Source organism: Leucobacter chironomi DSM 19883 (assembly GCF_000421845.1).
Taxonomy (GTDB): Bacteria; Actinomycetota; Actinomycetes; order Actinomycetales; family Microbacteriaceae; genus Leucobacter; species Leucobacter chironomi.
The window spans coordinates 38,272-53,898 of the sequence record NZ_ATXU01000011.1 but is presented as its reverse complement, the minus strand read 5'-3'; the positions used below and the strand labels follow the sequence as shown (position 1 = coordinate 53,898).

The window sequence follows — 15,627 nt, the reverse complement described above, 5'->3', positions numbered from 1 at the left end:
GTTTTCGTCGGCGGGCTGAGGTGCGCTCCGCGCGCGGGGCGCACCGCGCCGCCGCCGCTCCGTGCCTACCGGTTCTCGCGTGCGAGCGGCTCGCCCTCCTGCGCCCTAGTCTCGCGCGGCTCGTTCATCGCGAGCAGCACGGCGAAGCCGGCCCACAGCGTGACGATGCCCATCGCGGTGTCCTTGCCGTTCCACGTGTCGGACTGCCACATCGCGAACCACTCCGAGCCGACCACGATGAAGCCGATGAACCAGATCGCGAAACCGAGCGCGTAGGCCGCGTAGCCCCACTTACGCGCCGCGTCGTACTCGGCGGCCCCGGCCGCGCGCCGCATGAACAGCTTCACCGCGCCCACGATCGCGAGCGCCGCGAACGCGCCCTCGGCCACGATGATGCCGATATAGCCGAGGGTCCACACCCAGGGCGCCGTGATCGCGCGCCACATGAGCGCGTTGCCCTCGAAGGTGGTGTCCATCGAGAGCACGTGCTTCACGAACTGGTGGTTCGAGTCGTAGTCCATGAGGTTGCCGGCGAAGACGAACAGGCCGAACAGTCCGGCCGAGAACAGTGTGAACGCCTGCAGCAGGCGCAGCGGATGCTTCATCGTGGCCCCTTCCGGGTGAAGACGAGATCGAGACGCGGATCGGCGTGCGCGTCGAATGGGATCGCCTGGACGAACTCCCAGCCGTGCTCGGCCCGCTCGCGGATCACGTCGCGGTAGTCGACTTCGAGCGCCGCGCCCTCGCGGCGGCGCGTGATCGGAATGCTGACGAACGAGTACTCGCGCATGGCGCACCTCCATCTCCACCCTGGCACCGCGGCGCGGGGGAGTCAACGCCTCCGAACGCATTCCCCGGGCTTCCACCTCCGCTCCGTACAATCGCCGCGTGAACGAACTGCAGCACGCCGTCGTCGTCACGGCGCCAGAACCTCCGGAGCACCGCCCCGCCTTCGCCCGTGCGCTCGACCGTGCGCTCGCGGTGCAGCGCCCGGTGGTGCTCGCGCACATCCGCAGCGTGCGCCTGCGCCACCCGCAGGCCGCACCGGATCAGGTGATCCGCATCCTGGAGCGCCGCTACCTGCTCGCGATCACGAGCGGTGGTGCCGCGGTCGGTGCGACGGCCGTCATCCCCGCGATCAGCACACCGGCGACGCTCGCGCTCTCGGGCGTCGAGACGGTGGGCTTCCTGGAGAGCACCGCCCTGTTCGCGCAGTCGGTCGCGGAGGTGCACGGCATTCCGGTCGAGAACCCGGACCGCGCCCGGATGCTCGTGATGACGCTCATGCTCGGGCAGGAGGCGGGGGAGCTGCTCGGGCAGTTCACGAAGCAGGTCGCGGGCGGCGGCATCGGACGATCGGGGTTCTGGGGCGAGGTGGTGACGAAGTCACTGCCGCGCGGCGCGGTGCGGCCGGTGCTCGACAAGCTGCAGCGCTCCTTCGTGCACCACTTCGCGAAGATCGGCGGCGGCTCGATCGTGGGCAAGGCGCTGCCGTTCGGCATCGGAGCCGCGGTGGGCGGCGCGGGCAATCACATCCTGGGGCGCCGCGTGGTCGCGGCCTCGCGCCGCTCCTTCGGCCCGGCGCCCGCTGGCTTCGCCCCGGAGCTCGCACCCCGCGAGGGTGCGGAGCGGATCGAGCGCCGCATCCTGCGCGGCGCGCGCACCGCGGGCGGTTCGATCGCGGCGGGCGCGGGCGCGGTGGGGCGCTCGGCGAAGCGCGCGGCGGGCTCGGTGCGGCGCGGATCGCGGCGCACGCCCGATCTCGCGGTCTCCGATCAGGCGTCGGAGACCGCGGCTGCGAGCAGGTTCAGCGACTCTTCGAGCTGCGCCTCCGAGACGCCCGGGAAGATCGATACGAGCTGCGGATCGGTCACCCGCGACCAGTCGTAGCTGAGGGTGACCAGGGTCGATCCCGAGTCGATCGCCTCGAGCTCGTAGAGCCACTCCCAGCCGTCGGGCTCGTCGGGGTTGTGGGCCTGGGCGGGCTGCCAGCCGACCATCTTGTTCTCGTCGTAGGCGGTGACATGGTTGTGCATCTGGTACTCGCCCACGGATTCGCGGTGCATGTTCATGACGAAGACGTCGCCCACGCCCTGGATGCGCTGCGACTTCTCGTCGGAGCGCACCATGCCCGAGCCGTCGAACTCGGGATGCCGGGCCGGCAGTGTCAGCAGATTGAAGATGGCCTTCGTAGGCGCGTCGATGGTGCGGGTGACGACGGTGCGGGTCTCGGTGGGAGTCATGCCTCCACCCTGCCGCAGCGCCGGCGCGCAGTCACGGGAGTTCGGTGGCAGCGAAATGCCCTTGCCACAAGCCCCTCGTCATGCTTCGCGCGCGAACCTAGGATCGGCGGTGAGGCGCAGAGGCGAGGGGGCGGCGGTCGCTCCCGACGCCGGGCGGTGCGAACGGGGTGAGGCGGCATGGGGCACGGGATCGGCTTCGCGCGGTGGCGCAGCGACGTGGCGAGCGGCGGCAACCGCTACGACGACGAGGTCTCGGCCGAGCTGCGAAGGCGCGGGATCGAGCTGCGCGAGCACCCCGTCGTCGGGGCGTGGCCGGTGCCCGGCCCCGGCGACCGCGAGCGCTTCGCGACGCTTCTCCAGGCCGAACGTCTCTGGCTGGTCGACAACATCGTGGCCGCGGCGGCACCCGAGGCGATCGAGGCCGCGACGGGGGAGGGACGCACCGTGGTCGTGCTGATGCACTACTTCCCCGCCGACGACCTCTCCCTGCCGAGCGATGATCGTGACGCGCTCGCCGCGTCGGAGGGGCGGGCCGTGCGGGCGGCGAGCGCCGTCGTCGCGACGAGCGCGTGGACCGCGCGCGAGGTGGCGCGGCGGTACGGCCGGCGCGACGCGCTGGTCGCGGTGCCCGGGGTCGCGATGGCGGATCCGGCGCCGGGTTCTGAGCGCGACGGTCGGGCGCCCGCGCTGCTCTGGCTGGCGCGCGTCACCGAGACGAAGGATCCGCTCACCCTCGTCGCGGCGCTCGTCGCGCTGCGCGGGCTGCCGTGGACGGCGCGGCTGGTGGGCCCGCTCGCTGACGCCGATCTCGGCGATGAGCTGCGGCGGCGCGTCGCCGGGGCGGGGCTCGCGGATCGCATCGAGATCACGGGCCCGCGCGCGGGGGCCGAGCTCGACGAGATCTGGCGTCGCACTGATCTGCTGGTGCACACTGCGCGCGCCGAGGCCTACGGCATGGTCGTCAGCGAGGCGCTGGGTCGGGGCATCCCCTCGATCGTGCCCCTCGGCACCGGCGCGACCGAGGCGCAGCAGGGCGCGGGCGCCGTGTTCCCGCCGGGGGAGGCCGGTCGGCTGACGCGGGTGCTGCACGACTGGCTCGCCGATCCCGCGCTCCGCGAGCGGTGGCGGGATCGGGCGGCCGCGCAGCGGACGCGGCTGCCCGCCTGGGAGGCCGCAGCGCGGATCATCGCGGGGGCGTTCGACGGGGCGGATCCGCACCCCTGACGCTGCACGCCGCCCTCACCACCGGGTCTGCTCCGGCGCGACCCGGGCCAGCACGCGCGCCTCGACGAACTCGACGAGCGCGTACGCGACGAGGGAGAGCAGGGTGACCACCACCACCGTCGCCCACAGCGAGGTGTAGCGGCTCGTCGCCGCATCGACCGCCATCAGGTTGCCGAGCCCCGTGCCGGTGGCGAGCCACTCGGCCACCGTGGCGGCGAGCAGCGCGGTGGGTGCCGCGATGCGGGCGGCCGAGAAGAACGCGGGCGCCATCGCGGGCAGCCGGCCGAGCAGCAGCACCCGCGGCGAGGACGCCGCATAACTCGCGAAGACGTCGGCGACCTGGCCCGGGAGCTGCCGCAGACCGTAGAGGCACGAGACGAGGGTGGGGAAGAACGTCATGATGGCGACCACCACGGCGGTGCCGAAGGGGCCGCGGCCGAGGGCGGCGACCAGCAGGGGAGCGATCGCGATGATGGGCACGCACCGCACCGCAGCGCGACCGCGACCGGGGTGAGTGCGCGGCGCACCCGCGACGACAGCGAGAACGCGACCGCGAGCAGCAGCCCCGTCGCGAGGCCCGCGAAGTAGCCCGGGATCGCCACGGCCACGGTCTCGCCCGTGGCCGCGAGCAGTTCGGCGCGGTGCTCGCCCGCGTCGCCCGAGGCGACGAGCCAGTCCCAGACATCCCACGGCCGTTTCGCGAAGTACGGGTTGAGGTCGAGCGCTTCGAAGAGGGCGACCCACACGACGAGCACGAGCGCGGTCGTCGCGAGCACCCCTCCGACGGCCCGCCCCCAGCGCGCCAGCGGGGACCGGCGCGGGGCCGAGCCGGGCGGCGCGAGCAGCACCGTCGGCCGATCGGGCGCGACGCGACGCGCGACCGCCGACACGACGCCGTAGCCGATGAGCGACACGGCCGCGCTCAGCAGCATCAGCGCCCACAGGCCGTCGGTGTCGAGGCTGCGCAGGGCGAGGATCGACAGCACGCCGAGCCCCCGCTCGGCACCCGTGAACTCGCCGACGAGCGCGCCGAGGAACGCCGCGGGAACCGAGGCCTGCAGACCCGCCATCAGGTAGGGCAGCGCCGCCCGTGCCCGCACCGTGACGAGAGTGGTCCAGCGTCCGCGGCCGTAGGAGGCGGTGAGGTCGAGCCACGAGCGGGGCACCGCGCGCAGCCCCACGAGCAGTGGCACGAGCGTGAGGTAGAAGACCGCCAGCGCGGCGAGCGTGATCTGCGGCCCGTCGCCGAAGCCGTACACGAGCCGCAGCAGCGGGCCCAGCGCCACGAGGGGCAGGCAGTAGACCACGAGGGCGAAGCGCAGCACGAGGCGCTCCACGCCCGGCAGCAGCACGACCAGCAGCGCGAGCGCGACCGCGGCGAGGTTGCCGAGCAGGTAGCCGGCCAGCGCCTCGCGCGAGGTGAACAGCAGCCCGCGGCCGTAGACCTCGGCGTTCTCGACCAGCTTGACCGCGATGCCCGACGGGGTGCCGATGAGGTGCCGCCCGGCGAGCAGCGTGCGCCCCAGCAGCTCCCACACGCCGATCACCACGAGCCAGCCGAGCACGGTGCGCAGCACCGCTGCCCAGCGCCGTGCTCGGCGGCGCGGGCCGCGGGCGTCATCGCCGGGCCCGGCTCCGTCGCCGGGCCCGGTCCCGCGGCGCTCGGCCCGGGTCGCGGTCAGCACCATCGTTCAGCCCCGTGCGCCGGCAGGTTCGTCGACGCCGAGCAGTGCGCCGATGCGCTCGGTGAGCTCGGCGAACCGAGCGCTGTGGACGTGTTCGAGGCTGCGCGGGCGTTCGAGATCGACGGGGATGTCCGCCACCACCGAGCCCGGTCGCGGCGACATCACGAGCACCCGATCGGCCAGCAGCACCGCCTCCGAGATCGAGTGGGTCACGAGCAGGGTGGTGGTCTGCGCGCCCGACCACAGCGGCGGCAGCTCGATGTTGAGCCGCCTGCGGGTGAGCTCGTCGACGGCGCCGAAGGGCTCGTCGAGCAGCAGCAGGCGCGGTTCGGTGATGAGGCAGCGGGCGATCGCCGCGCGCTGCCGCATGCCGCCGGACAGCTGCGCCGGTCGCACCTGCTCGAAGCCCTCCAGGCCGACCAGTCGCAGCAGCTCGGCGATGCGCTCGCGGTCGACGGGCCGCCTCGCGAGGCGCTGCGCGAGCGCCACATTGCCCGCGGTCGTGCGCCAGGGCAGCAGCGATGCGTCCTGGAAGGCGATCGCGAGTTCGCCCCGGCGGCGCACCGCAGCCGGATCGTCGCCGCCGATCCGCACCGATCCGCCGGTATCGGGCCGTTCGAGGCCCGCGATGATGCGCAGCAGCGTCGACTTGCCGCAGCCCGACGGGCCGACGAGCGCCGTCACCGAGCCCGCTTCGAGAGTCAGGTCCAGGGGGTCGAGCACGCGCAGGGCCTCGCGCCCGGCGGGGAAGGTCTTGGCGAGCGCCGTGCACACCACCTGCGGGGCCGCGCTCGCGGCCCCGGCGCCCGAACCGACGTCGGCCGCGGCCTCGGCGGCACTCACGCGGTGGGACCGTTCTCGTAGACCTCTTCGAGGATCGAGTGATCCCACAGCTGTTCCGTCGCGCCCTCGATGCCGAGCACCTCGAACAGGCGCAGGTTCTGATCCACCTGCTCTCCGGTGAACCAGCCGAAGCCGAACTCGTCGGTCGCCTCCGAGAACATGATGTCGAGCTGCACCTCCGCCTGTTTCCGCTGGGTGGCGAGATCGAGCCCCGCGTCGGGGTACATCTCCACGACGAGCTCGGCCGCGGCCGCCGGATCCTGCTGATACAGCTGCCACCCCTGGGCATCGCCGCGCATCAGCCGCACGATCCGGTCGCGCTGCTCCTCGTCGTCGAGGCTCGACCGCAGCACCGTGTAGGTCTGGCTCATCGGGTTGTATCCGAAGTCGGCCAGCAGCATCGAGTGCGCCTCGACCCCCTGCACGGCGAGAGCGACCGGCAGGTCGTTGTAGAAGCAGAAGAGGCCGTCGACCTGGCCTGCGGTGAGCACAGCGGGATCGTACTGGCTCGGCACGAACTCCACGTCGTCGGCGTCGAGGTCGTTCAGCGCCAGGAAGGCGTCGAGCGCGGGGGTGTCGGTGCCCGCCACGCCGATCCGGGCGCCCGCGAGATCGCCGGGCTGCTGCAGCGGCGCGTCGGCGAGCGACAGGATCGTACCCGGGCTCTTCTGGTACTGGGCGCCGATGATGACGAGGTCGGCGCCCTCGGCGTTCGAGCGCGCCACCCCGTCGGCGGCGGAGATGTTCATGAGCGCGGCGCCGCTCACCGTGCTCGTGTCGCCAGCCACGTTCGGGCCGCCCGCCGCGAGCCGCACCGAGAGGTCGAGCTGGTCGAACAGCCCGCGATCCTGCGCGAGATACGTGCCGCCGAACTGCACCGAGTGCGTCCACGACAGCTGGTAGGTGACCTCCGCCGGGCCGCCGGCGGGGGCGGAGCCGCGGGCGCATCCCACGAGACCGCCGAGAGCGAGCGCGCCCGCGCTCCCCAGCAGTGCGCGGCGGGTGAGAGCTGGTGCTGACATGCGGCCTCCGAAGATCGACTCCTGCGCGCTCGGGGCCACATCGCGCCCGGCGCGTGCCCACAGTCTAAGTGCGCGATCGCGCACCCCTCAGGGGGTTGCGGCGGCCTCCCGAGCTGTGGCAACCCCTGGTCAGGCGTGTCCGGGAAGCGTAGCCTCGGCGGCATGGACGGGTTCGTGGCGATCGATTTCGGGTTCGCGCGGGAGGTGCTGCAGCGGGGGATCGCCGCGCTCTACCTCGTGGCCTTCGTCTCGACGCTGTGCCAGTTCAGGCCCCTGCTCGGGGAGCGCGGCCTGCTGCCCGTCCCGCGTCTGCTCGAGTGGGCGGCGTCGTCGCCGTCGCGGGCGAAGCTGCTGCGCCCCACGTTGTTCCGGCGCATCCGGTACAGCGATCGGCGTCTCGCGATCCTCTGCTGGATCGGCATCGCCCTCGCGGCGCTGCTCATCGCGGGCGTGCCCCAGCTGACGGTGCCCTGGGCGCCGATGCTGTGCTTCCTGCTGCTGTGGTCCGGCTACCTCTCCATCACGAGCATCGGCCAGACCTTCTACGGCTTCGGGTGGGAGATGCTGCTGCTCGAAGCGGGGTTCCTCGCGGCGTTCCTGGGGTCGCGGGATCAGCCGCCGCCGGCCGTCGTGATCGTGCTGTTCTGGTGGCTCGTGTTCCGTCTCGAATTCGGCGCCGGCATGATCAAGATGCGCGGCGGGCGGGAATGGCGCGATCTGACGGCCCTCATGTATCACCATGAGACGCAGCCGATGCCGGGGCCGCTCAGCCGGCAGGCGCATCTGCTGCCCGGCTGGTTTCACCGCGCAGAGGCGATCGGCAGCCATTTCGCGCAGCTGGTGGTGCCGTTCTTCCTGTTCGCGCCGATCCTCGGCCTCTGGCTCCCGGGCCCCGCGCCCGCACTCGTCGGCACCGCTGCCGCCGCCATCATCATCGCGACGCAGCTCTGGCTCGTGATCACCGGCAACTTCGCGTGGCTCAACTGGGCGACCATCGTGCTGGCCTGCTCCGCGGTCTCGGTGCCGGGGAGCGGGGTGCCAGGCGGTGCCGGGGCGGGCGGCGGATCCGGTGCGCCCGCCTGGCTCGGAGGTCTCCCGCCCGTCTGGTTCGGGCTCACCTCGGCGGTCGCGCTGCTCATCGTGGTGCTGAGCCGGCAGGCGCTGCGCAACCTCTTCGCGAGCCGCCAGCTCATGAACGCGAGCTTCAACCGCTGGCAGCTCGCAAACGCGTACGGCGCGTTCGGCACCGTCACGAAGGAACGCGTCGAATACGTGATCGAGGGCACCGTCGGCGATGATGCCGAGACCGCGGAGTGGCGCGAGTACGGCTTCAAGGGCAAACCGGGCGATGTGCGGCGCGTGCCGCGGCAGTTCGCGCCCTATCACCTGCGGCTCGACTGGCTGATGTGGTTCCTGCCGCTCGGCCGCTCGCTCGATGACTGGTTCGTCGCGCTGGTGGCGCGGTTGCTGGAGGCCGATGCGCCGACGCTCGCACTGCTCGCCGACGACCCGTTCCGGGGCGAGCGCCCGCGGTGGGTGCGCGTGGTGTCGTACCGCTACCGCTTCGCGTCCCGTGCCGAGCACCGGGCTGCCGGCGTAGTGTGGGTGCGGGATCGCCGCAGCGTGCTGGTGCGTCCGGTGCGGCTGGGTGACCTCGTCTGAGGCGGCCCGGTCGGCGATCGGGGGTGCCGCGGCGGCTTCAGGCAGGGGTCGTATCGTCGTCCGGCACCCACTCCAGCAGGTCGCCCGGCTGGCAGCCGAGTACCCGGCACATCGCGTCGAGGGTGGTGAAGCGCACGGCTTTCGCGCGGCCGTTCTTCAGTACGGCGATGTTGGCCGGCGTCAGGCCGACGCGCTCGGCGAACTCGCCCACGCTCATCTTGCGCTTCGCGAGCTCGACGTCGATGCGCACCACGATGGCCATCAGATGACCTCTTCGAGTTCGGCGCGATAGTCCGTCGCCTGGCGGAGCAGCCCCCGCATCACGAGCATCAGCAGTACGGGCACGGCCGCGAGCACCACGATCCCGAACAGCACCATGGGGACGCCGGGGTCGCGCAGCTCCGGAGTGAAGTAGATGATCGACGTCGCTGTGATCGCGAGCACCGCGAGCACCGACCAGCCGATGCCGAGCGCCCACACGATCGCGTCGACCCAGCGGCGCGACGCCCCGCTGAAGATGCGGTCGCGACGCAGCAGCGTGAGCAGTCGCCAGATGCAGACGATCACCGCCAGCACGCAGAGGATCACCGCAGAGAGCGCGATCTGCACTGGAATCCGCATGGGTGCCGGCTCGTCGGAGAGCCCGCCGGGCATGGACAGGGTGAGGATCACGACGAGCCAGAGCGCGGCGACGACGAGCACGGCGCGAAGCAGGAAGACGATCAATCGTGAGTGCAGCATAAGCTGATTATCGCTCACTATCTATCGAAATTCAATAGATTCTGGTCTGGCGGTCTGAGCCACCGCTGCCCCCGCCGGCTCCGCATGCCCTGTGAGCCCCGCCGCGGACGCGCGAAGCCTCCCCTCGCCTGGCAGACTGAGACCGTGGCGAATACTCAGAACGGCCGCGTGGCCGTCTACCTCGACTTCGACAACATCGTGCTCTCCTGGTACGACCGGGTGCACGGTCGCAACTCCTACGCCCGCGATCGGCAGCGCATCGCGGAAGATCCATCCGACGCCGAGATCGCGGCCCGCCTGCGGGCGGCCGTCGTCGACGTCGGCGCGGTCATCGACTACGCCTCCTCCTTCGGCACGCTCGTGCTCACCCGCGCCTACGCCGACTGGTCGTCGCCCATCAACGCCGACTACCGCGCACAGCTCGTCGCCCGCGCCGTCGACCTCGTGCAGCTCTTCCCGGCCGCGGCCTACGCCAAGAACGGTGCCGACATCCGGCTCGCCGTCGACGCCGTCGAGGACATGTTCCGCCTCGACGACCTCACCCACGTGGTGATCGTCGCGGGCGACTCCGACTACGTGCCGCTCGCGCAGCGCTGCAAGCGGCTCGGCCGTTACGTCGTGGGCATCGGCGTCGCGGGCTCCACTGCGAAGGCGCTCACCGCCGCCTGCGACGAGTTCGCGTCGTACGACTCGCTGCCCGGCGTCGAACTGCCCCGACGCGAGCAGGAGCAGCCATCCAAGCGCCAGAAGCGCGGCAAGGCCGTGGCCGCCTCGCGCGATTCCGCCGTGATCGATGCTGTCGATGCTGCGGATCCGAGCGCCGAGACCCCCGCGACCGGCCGGCGCGCTTCCTCGCGGAGCGGCCGTGAGCCGCTGGTCGAGGCCGATCCCGAACTCCACGACGACCTCGCCGACGAGCACGACGACGATGCCGACATCGCCGTGACCGGCCTCCTCATCCGGGCGCTCTGGCTCGGGCAGGAGCAGGACGACTCCGGGTGGCTGCACAGCTCGGCCGTGAAGCAGCAGATGCGCCGGATGGATCCGTCGTTCAACGAGAAGGCGCTCGGGTTCCGATCCTTCTCGGACTTCCTGAAGTCGCGCTCCGACGTCGCCGAGCTCGAGGAGACCGGGCACGAGCGCCTCGTGCGCCTGCGGGATCAGACCCCGTGACGGCCCGCCCGCTCGGCTGCGCCGCCGAGCGGGCCGCCTCGCTCAGCGACCGAGCTGCGAGAAAAGCGCCGTGAACTTCTGCGCGATCGCGTCGTTGTTCCACGACCACACGTCCTCACCGCGCAGCACGGCCTCCGCGCCGCCGTCGCAGTAGATCGTCTGCCCGCAGCAGTGCGTGTTGTCGACCGAGGTGAGCCAGATCAGCAGCTTCGCGATGCTCTCCGGTTCCTGGTGGTAGCCCAGCGGCATCGGCACCACGGCGTCGATCAGGGCCGTGCCGCCCGGCGTTGCGCGCAGCTCGGCCGTCATCGGGGTGTTCACGACGCCGGGCGCGACCGCGTTCAGCGGGATGCCCGCCCCGGCCCAGCGCTCGGTCACCGCCTCGCGATGCACCCAGCGCGAGATCGCCTGCTTCGAGGACGCGTAGATGAGTCCGCCGGTCTGCTCGTTCTGGGCGAGCTCCTCGGCGATGCCGACCGCAGCTGCCTCGTCGTCGCGCAGGAATGCGTCGACGAGCGGCGGGAACACCGGCTGCACTGACGAGAGCGACGACACCAGGGCCGCGCGCGGCGCGGGCGATTGCGCGAGGGCGGGCCGCATCGCCTCCAGGAACTCGGTCATGCCGAAGTAGTTGACCGACGCGGTGACGGCCTTCGGCAGCGACAGGCCCGCGCAGGCGATCACCGCGTCGACGGCGCCCCCCGCTTGCTGCGTCGCCGTTTCGGCCGCGGCACGACGACCCGCGCCCGTCGAGAGGTCGCCGTCGACCTCGACGCCCGCGAGGTCGACGCCGATCACGGTGTGCCCCTCGGCTCGCAGCAGCTCGGCCGTGGTCTTGCCGATGCCGGAGGCGGCGCCGGTGATGACGTAGGTGCGTGACATGGTGGTTCCTTTCCGGGGAATCGCCCCGCGCGCGAGGCGCCGGGCCGCACCGGAGTGCCGGTGCGCGCCGGTGGAACGGCCTGGCCCGGGTGCACGTCGACGCCGTCCACGGCTCCAGTATCACGCCGGCCGGCGGATCGGACAACCGCCGCGCGTGCGGGCCGAACGCGAGGGCCGGGCGTCGGGCGTGCAACGAGACGCCGGGCTCGGTGCGCCGGGCATGAAAGAACCGGACCGCAGAAACGCCTCTCGGCGGAAGGCCGCTCGGAGCGGCAAAAATTGGAGCCCGGGGTTACTGCGGCCCGGCGGCACCAGTCTAACGCAGCGGATTCGGTCAGGCGAGGGAGCCGTCGCGCCAGCGGCGGGCCCCGGCGTGGAGCTCCTGCGCCATCTTCGAGTAGCGCAGCGCGCGGGTGGTGAGCTGCCCGGCGTGGGTCTCGTCGTGGGTGTCGCGCGTGTCGGCGAGGTCGGCAGCGCCGAGCGCCATCACGCGGCAGTAGCTCGCGGCCCGGTCGAGGGCGGCCCCGAGATCACCCACGAACGCCCCGCGCAGGATCGTGTCGCAGAGTTCGCCGATCGACACCGGGGTGACGGGCTCGGCCGCCCCGGCGACCACGGGGTCGATGGTCGCCGCCGCGGCCGATCCGCGTCGGAAGAGGTCCGCCGAGCCCTCGGCGTCGCCGGCCACCACCCGCCGCAGCAGGTAAAGCCGCCACAGCACGCCCGCGAGGGAGTGCGTGCCCTCCTGCGCCCACAGCTCGGCGATGTCGTCGATGCCCGGGCCGGAGGACGCCAGCCCCACCACGCGCTCGACCACGGAGGGGTCTGCGCCCGCTCGCACCCGGTCGAGCAGCGCCCACGAGGTCTGCTGGGCGATGCGGTGCGCGGCGCCGGGTTCGTCGGATCCGATGATCCAGTCGAAGTCAGCGGTGGGCTGCAGCACGGGGCGCTGGTGGTCTCGGGTCACGTATCTCCTCGGGTCGAGGCGCGCGGTATCCGGGCTGCGGATCCCGCGCGCCTCGCGAGTCTACGCCGCGGGCGGTGCCCGCACGTGGATCCTGCGCTCGGGAATGCCCGGTAAAATCGTTGCTTACGGGGTTCTTGCGAGAGAACCTGCGCTGGTACACTCCTCGGGATCGCCGCGCCCGCCCAGGCTGTGTCGCCCGCGGCCCGACCATCGACCTCGGCCCCCCGCGAACGCCGTGCCCAACAGCATCGAGTCGGTGCGGATCCTCGCCACCGACAAGTACGGTCAGTCGGGCGAGACGTTTCAGCCGCTGACCTTCACGATCAAGGGCACCGCGGAGGCCGACACCTTCAGTGTCGACATCCCCTACGGCGACGGGAGCACGAGCACTCGCGCGGAGGTTCTCCCGGACCATGCCCGAGGCGTGAACCCGCGCCTCACCAGTGTGTCCGCGAACCCCGGCAACGCCGCGGTCTCGTTCGACGCCACAGGCGCCACCTTCACTCCTCCCGTGAAGATCTGGACAGCTACAGACAACGGCTACAGCTTCCCCGCCCCCTACACGGTCACCGACGACAACGGTCCCGCAACGGCGCAGATCAACGTCCGGGTGCTGCGGGCTCCGGTCATCACCGCGCCGACGCTCGTGCGCGACGTGCCGGTCGGCGGGAGCGCGACGTCGGCGGTACAGGTCTTGAACAATCTGGCGATCCCGGCCACCGGCGGCTACAGCATCGTCGCACCGCCGAGCCTCGGCACGGCGACAGTGAGCGAGCAGGGAGTGGTCACCTACACCGCCCCGGCCGGCATGCCGCTCGGCACGATCGACAGCGTCACCGTGCAGGTCACCGACAAGGTCGGGCAGTCAGAGACTGTCGATGTCCGCTTCGAAGCGTACGCGGGTGCAGTGGCCCCCGACATCGCGATGGAACAGCCCGACGCGGCGTTCGTGCTGGACCTGCTCGGCGGCTCGGGCGGCGAGGGCAAGGGGCGGCACCGACACGGGCACCGCGACGATCACAGTGCTGCCGAAGCCGGTCTTCGCTCACACCGAGCCGAACGTCGTCAGCAGGGCCGCCAGAGTCGGCGACCTGCTGCGGTTCGACGCCGGAGCGCTCCTCCCGGGCAATCTGCCCGAGACCGGCGCCTCCATCGTGCTGCAGCAGCCGACGGCGCTCCCGAAGACGGTTGCACCGAGCCCCGCCGGCGCGGGGCCGCAGTTCTCGGCATTCTCGATGCTGCTCGCGACGGGCCCGGCCACCGTCGACGACGCCGGGATCGTCACCGTCGACACGCGAGGGCTGGCGGTGAACACGCAGTACGAGCTCATCGTGAGGGCCACCGACAGGGTCGGGCAGTTCGCCGATCAGGCGTTCAGGATCGACCTGACCGTGCCGACGGCGAGCACTGACGAGCCCGGTGGCCCCGCGGCCGGTGGCCCCGGGGCCGCCTCCGGCAGTGCGCGGCTCGCCAGCACCGGCGCGGACTCGTCGGGGCTGCTGCTCGCGGCCGGAGCGCTGCTCATCGGTGGCCTGCTGCTGGTGCGTCGCCGAACTCGGCGAAGCGTCTGATGCGGTGGTGCCCCCAGTAGGGATCGAACCTACGACCTGCGGATTAAAAGTCCGTAGCTCTACCGCTGAGCTATAGGGGCGGACTCGGATAGCCTATCGGATCGCCGTGGGGTGCCGTTGCGAGGTGTGCCGAGGTGCTGGTGCATGTGGGGCCTCGCTCAGAGGCGGCTCCGGCCGCTCAGGTTCTCGATGTGATGCAGTTGCATCTGTGTACACAATTGCTAAAGTTGAGGTATGGAAACAATCTCGCGTGAAGTCAGCACCCGTGAGCTGCGGGGGCAACTCTCAGACGTTCTCGGCCGTGCCATGTACGCGCACGAGCGAATCGGCGTGACCCGGAACGGGAAGCTCGCCGCCGTCGTCGTCAGTGTCGAAGATCTTGAACTGCTCGAAGCGCTTGAGATGAGCCAGGATGTTGCCGCGTACCGTGATGCGAAGGCAGCCGATGACGGCGCGCGTGTGACCCTCGCCGAGCTTCGCAGTGGGCTCTCTGCGTGAGCTACGAGGTCGAGTTCACCTCGGCGGCCGCGAAGCAGATTCGGAAGCTGCAGCGCCCCGCGCGTGAGCGGTTGCTCGACGCGATCGAAGATCTGCAAGACGACCCGCGCCCGCACGGGGCGAAGAAACTCGTCGGTGAAGATCTGGCGTGGCGTATTCGCGTCGGAGACTACCGAGTCATCTACGAGGTGATCGACTCTCAGCTGCTTGTCACAGTAGTCCGTGCGGCGCATCGGCGTGAGGTATAACGCTGACCGCCCCTGGCTCCCCGTGGCCCGGTGTCACGCGCTGGCCGAGCGCGGCTTACCCGAAGCGGCCCGAGACGTAGTCCTCGGTGGCCTTCACAGAGGGGGTCGAGAAGATCTTCGAGGTGTCGTCGTACTCGATGAGCTTGCCCGGCTTGCCGGTGCCGGCGATGTTGAAGAAGGCGGTGCGATCCGAGACGCGAGACGCCTGCTGCATGTTGTGGGTCACGATCACGATCGTGTACTCCTGCTTCAGCTCGTCGATCAGATCCTCGATGGCGAGCGTCGAGATCGGGTCGAGCGCCGAGCAGGGCTCGTCCATGAGCAGTACCTCGGGGGAGACCGCGATGGCGCGGGCGATGCAGAGACGCTGCTGCTGACCGCCCGACAACCCCGAGCCGGGCTTGTCGAGGCGATCCTTCACCTCGTTCCACAGGTTGGCGCCCTGCAGCGAGCGCTCCACCAGGTCGTCGGCATCGCTCTTCGAGATGCGGCGGTTGTTGAGATTCACGCCGGCCAGCACATTCTCGCGGATCGACATCGTGGGGAACGGGTTGGGGCGCTGGAACACCATGCCCACCTGGCGCCGCACCAGCACCGGATCGACGCCCGGGCCGTAGAGATCGTCGCCGTCGAGCAGCACCTCTCCCTCGACGCGGGCGCCCGGGATCACCTCGTGCATGCGGTTGAGAGTGCGCAGGAAGGTCGACTTGCCGCAGCCCGAGGGGCCGATGAATGCGGTGACGCTGCGCGGCTCGATGTTGATGGAGACGCCCTCGACAGCGAGGAAGCTGCCGTAGTAGACGTTGAGATCGTTGACTTCGATGCGCTTGGACATTGCGTTCCCTTGGTTCTGAGACGGTGGAGTAAG

Annotated in this window: 19 protein-coding genes, 1 tRNA gene and 1 pseudogene; 8 read left to right on the top strand and 13 right to left on the bottom strand. The window is 71.2% G+C overall.

Annotated elements, in window-relative coordinates; genetic code table 11:
* Window positions 1–65: 65 nt before the first annotated feature.
* Window positions 66–605 (bottom strand): DUF2165 family protein, encoded by a 540-nt coding sequence (locus H629_RS0112020; RefSeq protein WP_024357496.1) that lies wholly within the window; start codon window positions 603–605, stop codon window positions 66–68.
* On the bottom strand, window positions 602–790 hold the full coding sequence (locus H629_RS0112015; RefSeq protein WP_024357495.1) for a DUF4177 domain-containing protein: 189 nt from the start codon (window positions 788–790) through the stop codon (window positions 602–604). The genes H629_RS0112020 and H629_RS0112015 overlap by 4 nt, the downstream gene beginning before the upstream one ends.
* 98 nt (window positions 791–888) lie before the next feature.
* On the opposite strand from H629_RS0112015, the gene H629_RS0112010 reads away from it, so the two are divergent.
* Entirely contained in the window at window positions 889–1,890 is a 1,002-nt protein-coding gene (locus H629_RS0112010; RefSeq protein WP_024357494.1) for a hypothetical protein, read from the top strand.
* On the opposite strand, the gene H629_RS14870 is transcribed toward H629_RS0112010, so the two are convergent.
* A complete protein-coding gene (locus tag H629_RS14870; protein WP_024357493.1) occupies window positions 1,776–2,243 on the bottom strand; it encodes an SRPBCC family protein in 468 nt (155 codons plus the stop codon). The genes H629_RS0112010 and H629_RS14870 overlap by 115 nt on opposite strands.
* Before the next feature lie 177 nt (window positions 2,244–2,420).
* Between H629_RS14870 and H629_RS0112000 the strand changes: the two genes are divergently transcribed.
* Window positions 2,421–3,467: a glycosyltransferase family 4 protein gene (locus tag H629_RS0112000; protein ID WP_024357492.1), complete on the top strand. Its 1,047-nt coding sequence runs from the start codon at window positions 2,421–2,423 to the stop codon at window positions 3,465–3,467.
* Between the two features lie 15 nt (window positions 3,468–3,482).
* Here H629_RS0112000 and H629_RS15685 read toward each other — a convergent pair whose 3' ends face one another.
* Genes H629_RS15685 through H629_RS0111985 form a run of 4 tightly spaced genes read right to left on the bottom strand, consistent with a single transcriptional unit; the run spans window position 3,483 to window position 7,017 of the window.
* A complete protein-coding gene (locus H629_RS15685; RefSeq protein ID WP_240471105.1) occupies window positions 3,483–3,947 on the bottom strand; it encodes an ABC transporter permease in 465 nt (154 codons plus the stop codon).
* Complete coding sequence (locus H629_RS14255) at window positions 3,863–5,155, bottom strand: ABC transporter permease subunit (RefSeq protein ID WP_240471104.1); 1,293 nt, start codon at window positions 5,153–5,155, stop codon at window positions 3,863–3,865. The genes H629_RS15685 and H629_RS14255 overlap by 85 nt, the downstream gene beginning before the upstream one ends.
* Window positions 5,156–5,158: 3 nt before the next feature.
* Window positions 5,159–5,995, bottom strand: coding sequence for an ABC transporter ATP-binding protein (locus H629_RS0111990; RefSeq protein ID WP_024357491.1), 837 nt, complete (start codon window positions 5,993–5,995; stop codon window positions 5,159–5,161).
* Window positions 5,992–7,017, bottom strand: a complete 1,026-nt coding sequence (locus tag H629_RS0111985; protein WP_024357490.1) for an ABC transporter substrate-binding protein — start codon at window positions 7,015–7,017, stop codon at window positions 5,992–5,994. The genes H629_RS0111990 and H629_RS0111985 overlap by 4 nt, the downstream gene beginning before the upstream one ends.
* A 162-nt stretch (window positions 7,018–7,179) precedes the next feature.
* On the opposite strand from H629_RS0111985, the gene H629_RS0111980 reads away from it, so the two are divergent.
* On the top strand, window positions 7,180–8,679 hold the full coding sequence (locus H629_RS0111980) for a lipase maturation factor family protein (protein ID WP_024357489.1): 1,500 nt from the start codon (window positions 7,180–7,182) through the stop codon (window positions 8,677–8,679).
* 37 nt (window positions 8,680–8,716) lie between these two features.
* Here the strand turns inward: H629_RS0111980 and H629_RS0111975 are convergent, their stop codons facing one another.
* On the bottom strand, window positions 8,717–8,941 hold the full coding sequence (locus H629_RS0111975) for a helix-turn-helix domain-containing protein (RefSeq protein WP_024357488.1): 225 nt from the start codon (window positions 8,939–8,941) through the stop codon (window positions 8,717–8,719).
* Complete coding sequence (locus H629_RS0111970) at window positions 8,941–9,420, bottom strand: DUF2975 domain-containing protein (protein ID WP_024357487.1); 480 nt, start codon at window positions 9,418–9,420, stop codon at window positions 8,941–8,943. Before H629_RS0111970 ends, H629_RS0111975 begins: the two co-directional genes overlap by 1 nt.
* 144 nt (window positions 9,421–9,564) lie before the next feature.
* Between H629_RS0111970 and H629_RS0111965 the strand changes: the two genes are divergently transcribed.
* Window positions 9,565–10,593: an NYN domain-containing protein gene (locus H629_RS0111965; protein WP_024357486.1), complete on the top strand. Its 1,029-nt coding sequence runs from the start codon at window positions 9,565–9,567 to the stop codon at window positions 10,591–10,593.
* A 42-nt stretch (window positions 10,594–10,635) separates the two neighbouring features.
* Here the strand turns inward: H629_RS0111965 and H629_RS0111960 are convergent, their stop codons facing one another.
* Window positions 10,636–11,475: an SDR family oxidoreductase gene (locus tag H629_RS0111960; protein ID WP_024357485.1), complete on the bottom strand. Its 840-nt coding sequence runs from the start codon at window positions 11,473–11,475 to the stop codon at window positions 10,636–10,638.
* A 334-nt stretch (window positions 11,476–11,809) separates the two neighbouring features.
* Window positions 11,810–12,442: a hypothetical protein gene (locus H629_RS0111955; protein ID WP_024357484.1), complete on the bottom strand. Its 633-nt coding sequence runs from the start codon at window positions 12,440–12,442 to the stop codon at window positions 11,810–11,812.
* Here H629_RS0111955 and H629_RS15795 point away from each other — a divergent pair.
* Both H629_RS15795 and H629_RS15680 read left to right on the top strand, forming a co-directional pair.
* Window positions 12,351–13,316, top strand: a pseudogene (locus H629_RS15795) (Ig-like domain-containing protein); the annotation flags it as partial. The gene H629_RS0111955 and the pseudogene H629_RS15795 sit on opposite strands and share 92 nt — an antisense overlap.
* A 148-nt stretch (window positions 13,317–13,464) precedes the next feature.
* A complete protein-coding gene (locus H629_RS15680; RefSeq protein WP_024357483.1) occupies window positions 13,465–14,013 on the top strand; it encodes an LPXTG cell wall anchor domain-containing protein in 549 nt (182 codons plus the stop codon).
* A 5-nt stretch (window positions 14,014–14,018) separates the two neighbouring features.
* Here H629_RS15680 and H629_RS0111935 read toward each other — a convergent pair.
* A tRNA-Lys gene (locus H629_RS0111935) sits at window positions 14,019–14,093 on the bottom strand.
* Window positions 14,094–14,247: 154 nt separating this feature from the next.
* On the opposite strand from H629_RS0111935, the gene H629_RS0111930 reads away from it, so the two are divergent.
* Together H629_RS0111930 and H629_RS0111925 are read left to right on the top strand one after the other, a co-directional pair.
* Entirely contained in the window at window positions 14,248–14,511 is a 264-nt protein-coding gene (locus H629_RS0111930; protein WP_024357482.1) for a type II toxin-antitoxin system prevent-host-death family antitoxin, read from the top strand.
* Complete coding sequence (locus H629_RS0111925; protein ID WP_029746929.1) at window positions 14,508–14,759, top strand: type II toxin-antitoxin system RelE family toxin; 252 nt, start codon at window positions 14,508–14,510, stop codon at window positions 14,757–14,759. The genes H629_RS0111930 and H629_RS0111925 overlap by 4 nt, the downstream gene beginning before the upstream one ends.
* 55 nt (window positions 14,760–14,814) lie before the next feature.
* Here the strand turns inward: H629_RS0111925 and pstB are convergent, their stop codons facing one another.
* A complete protein-coding gene (gene pstB, locus H629_RS0111920) occupies window positions 14,815–15,594 on the bottom strand; it encodes a phosphate ABC transporter ATP-binding protein PstB (protein WP_024357481.1) in 780 nt (259 codons plus the stop codon).
* Window positions 15,595–15,627: the final 33 nt, after the last annotated feature.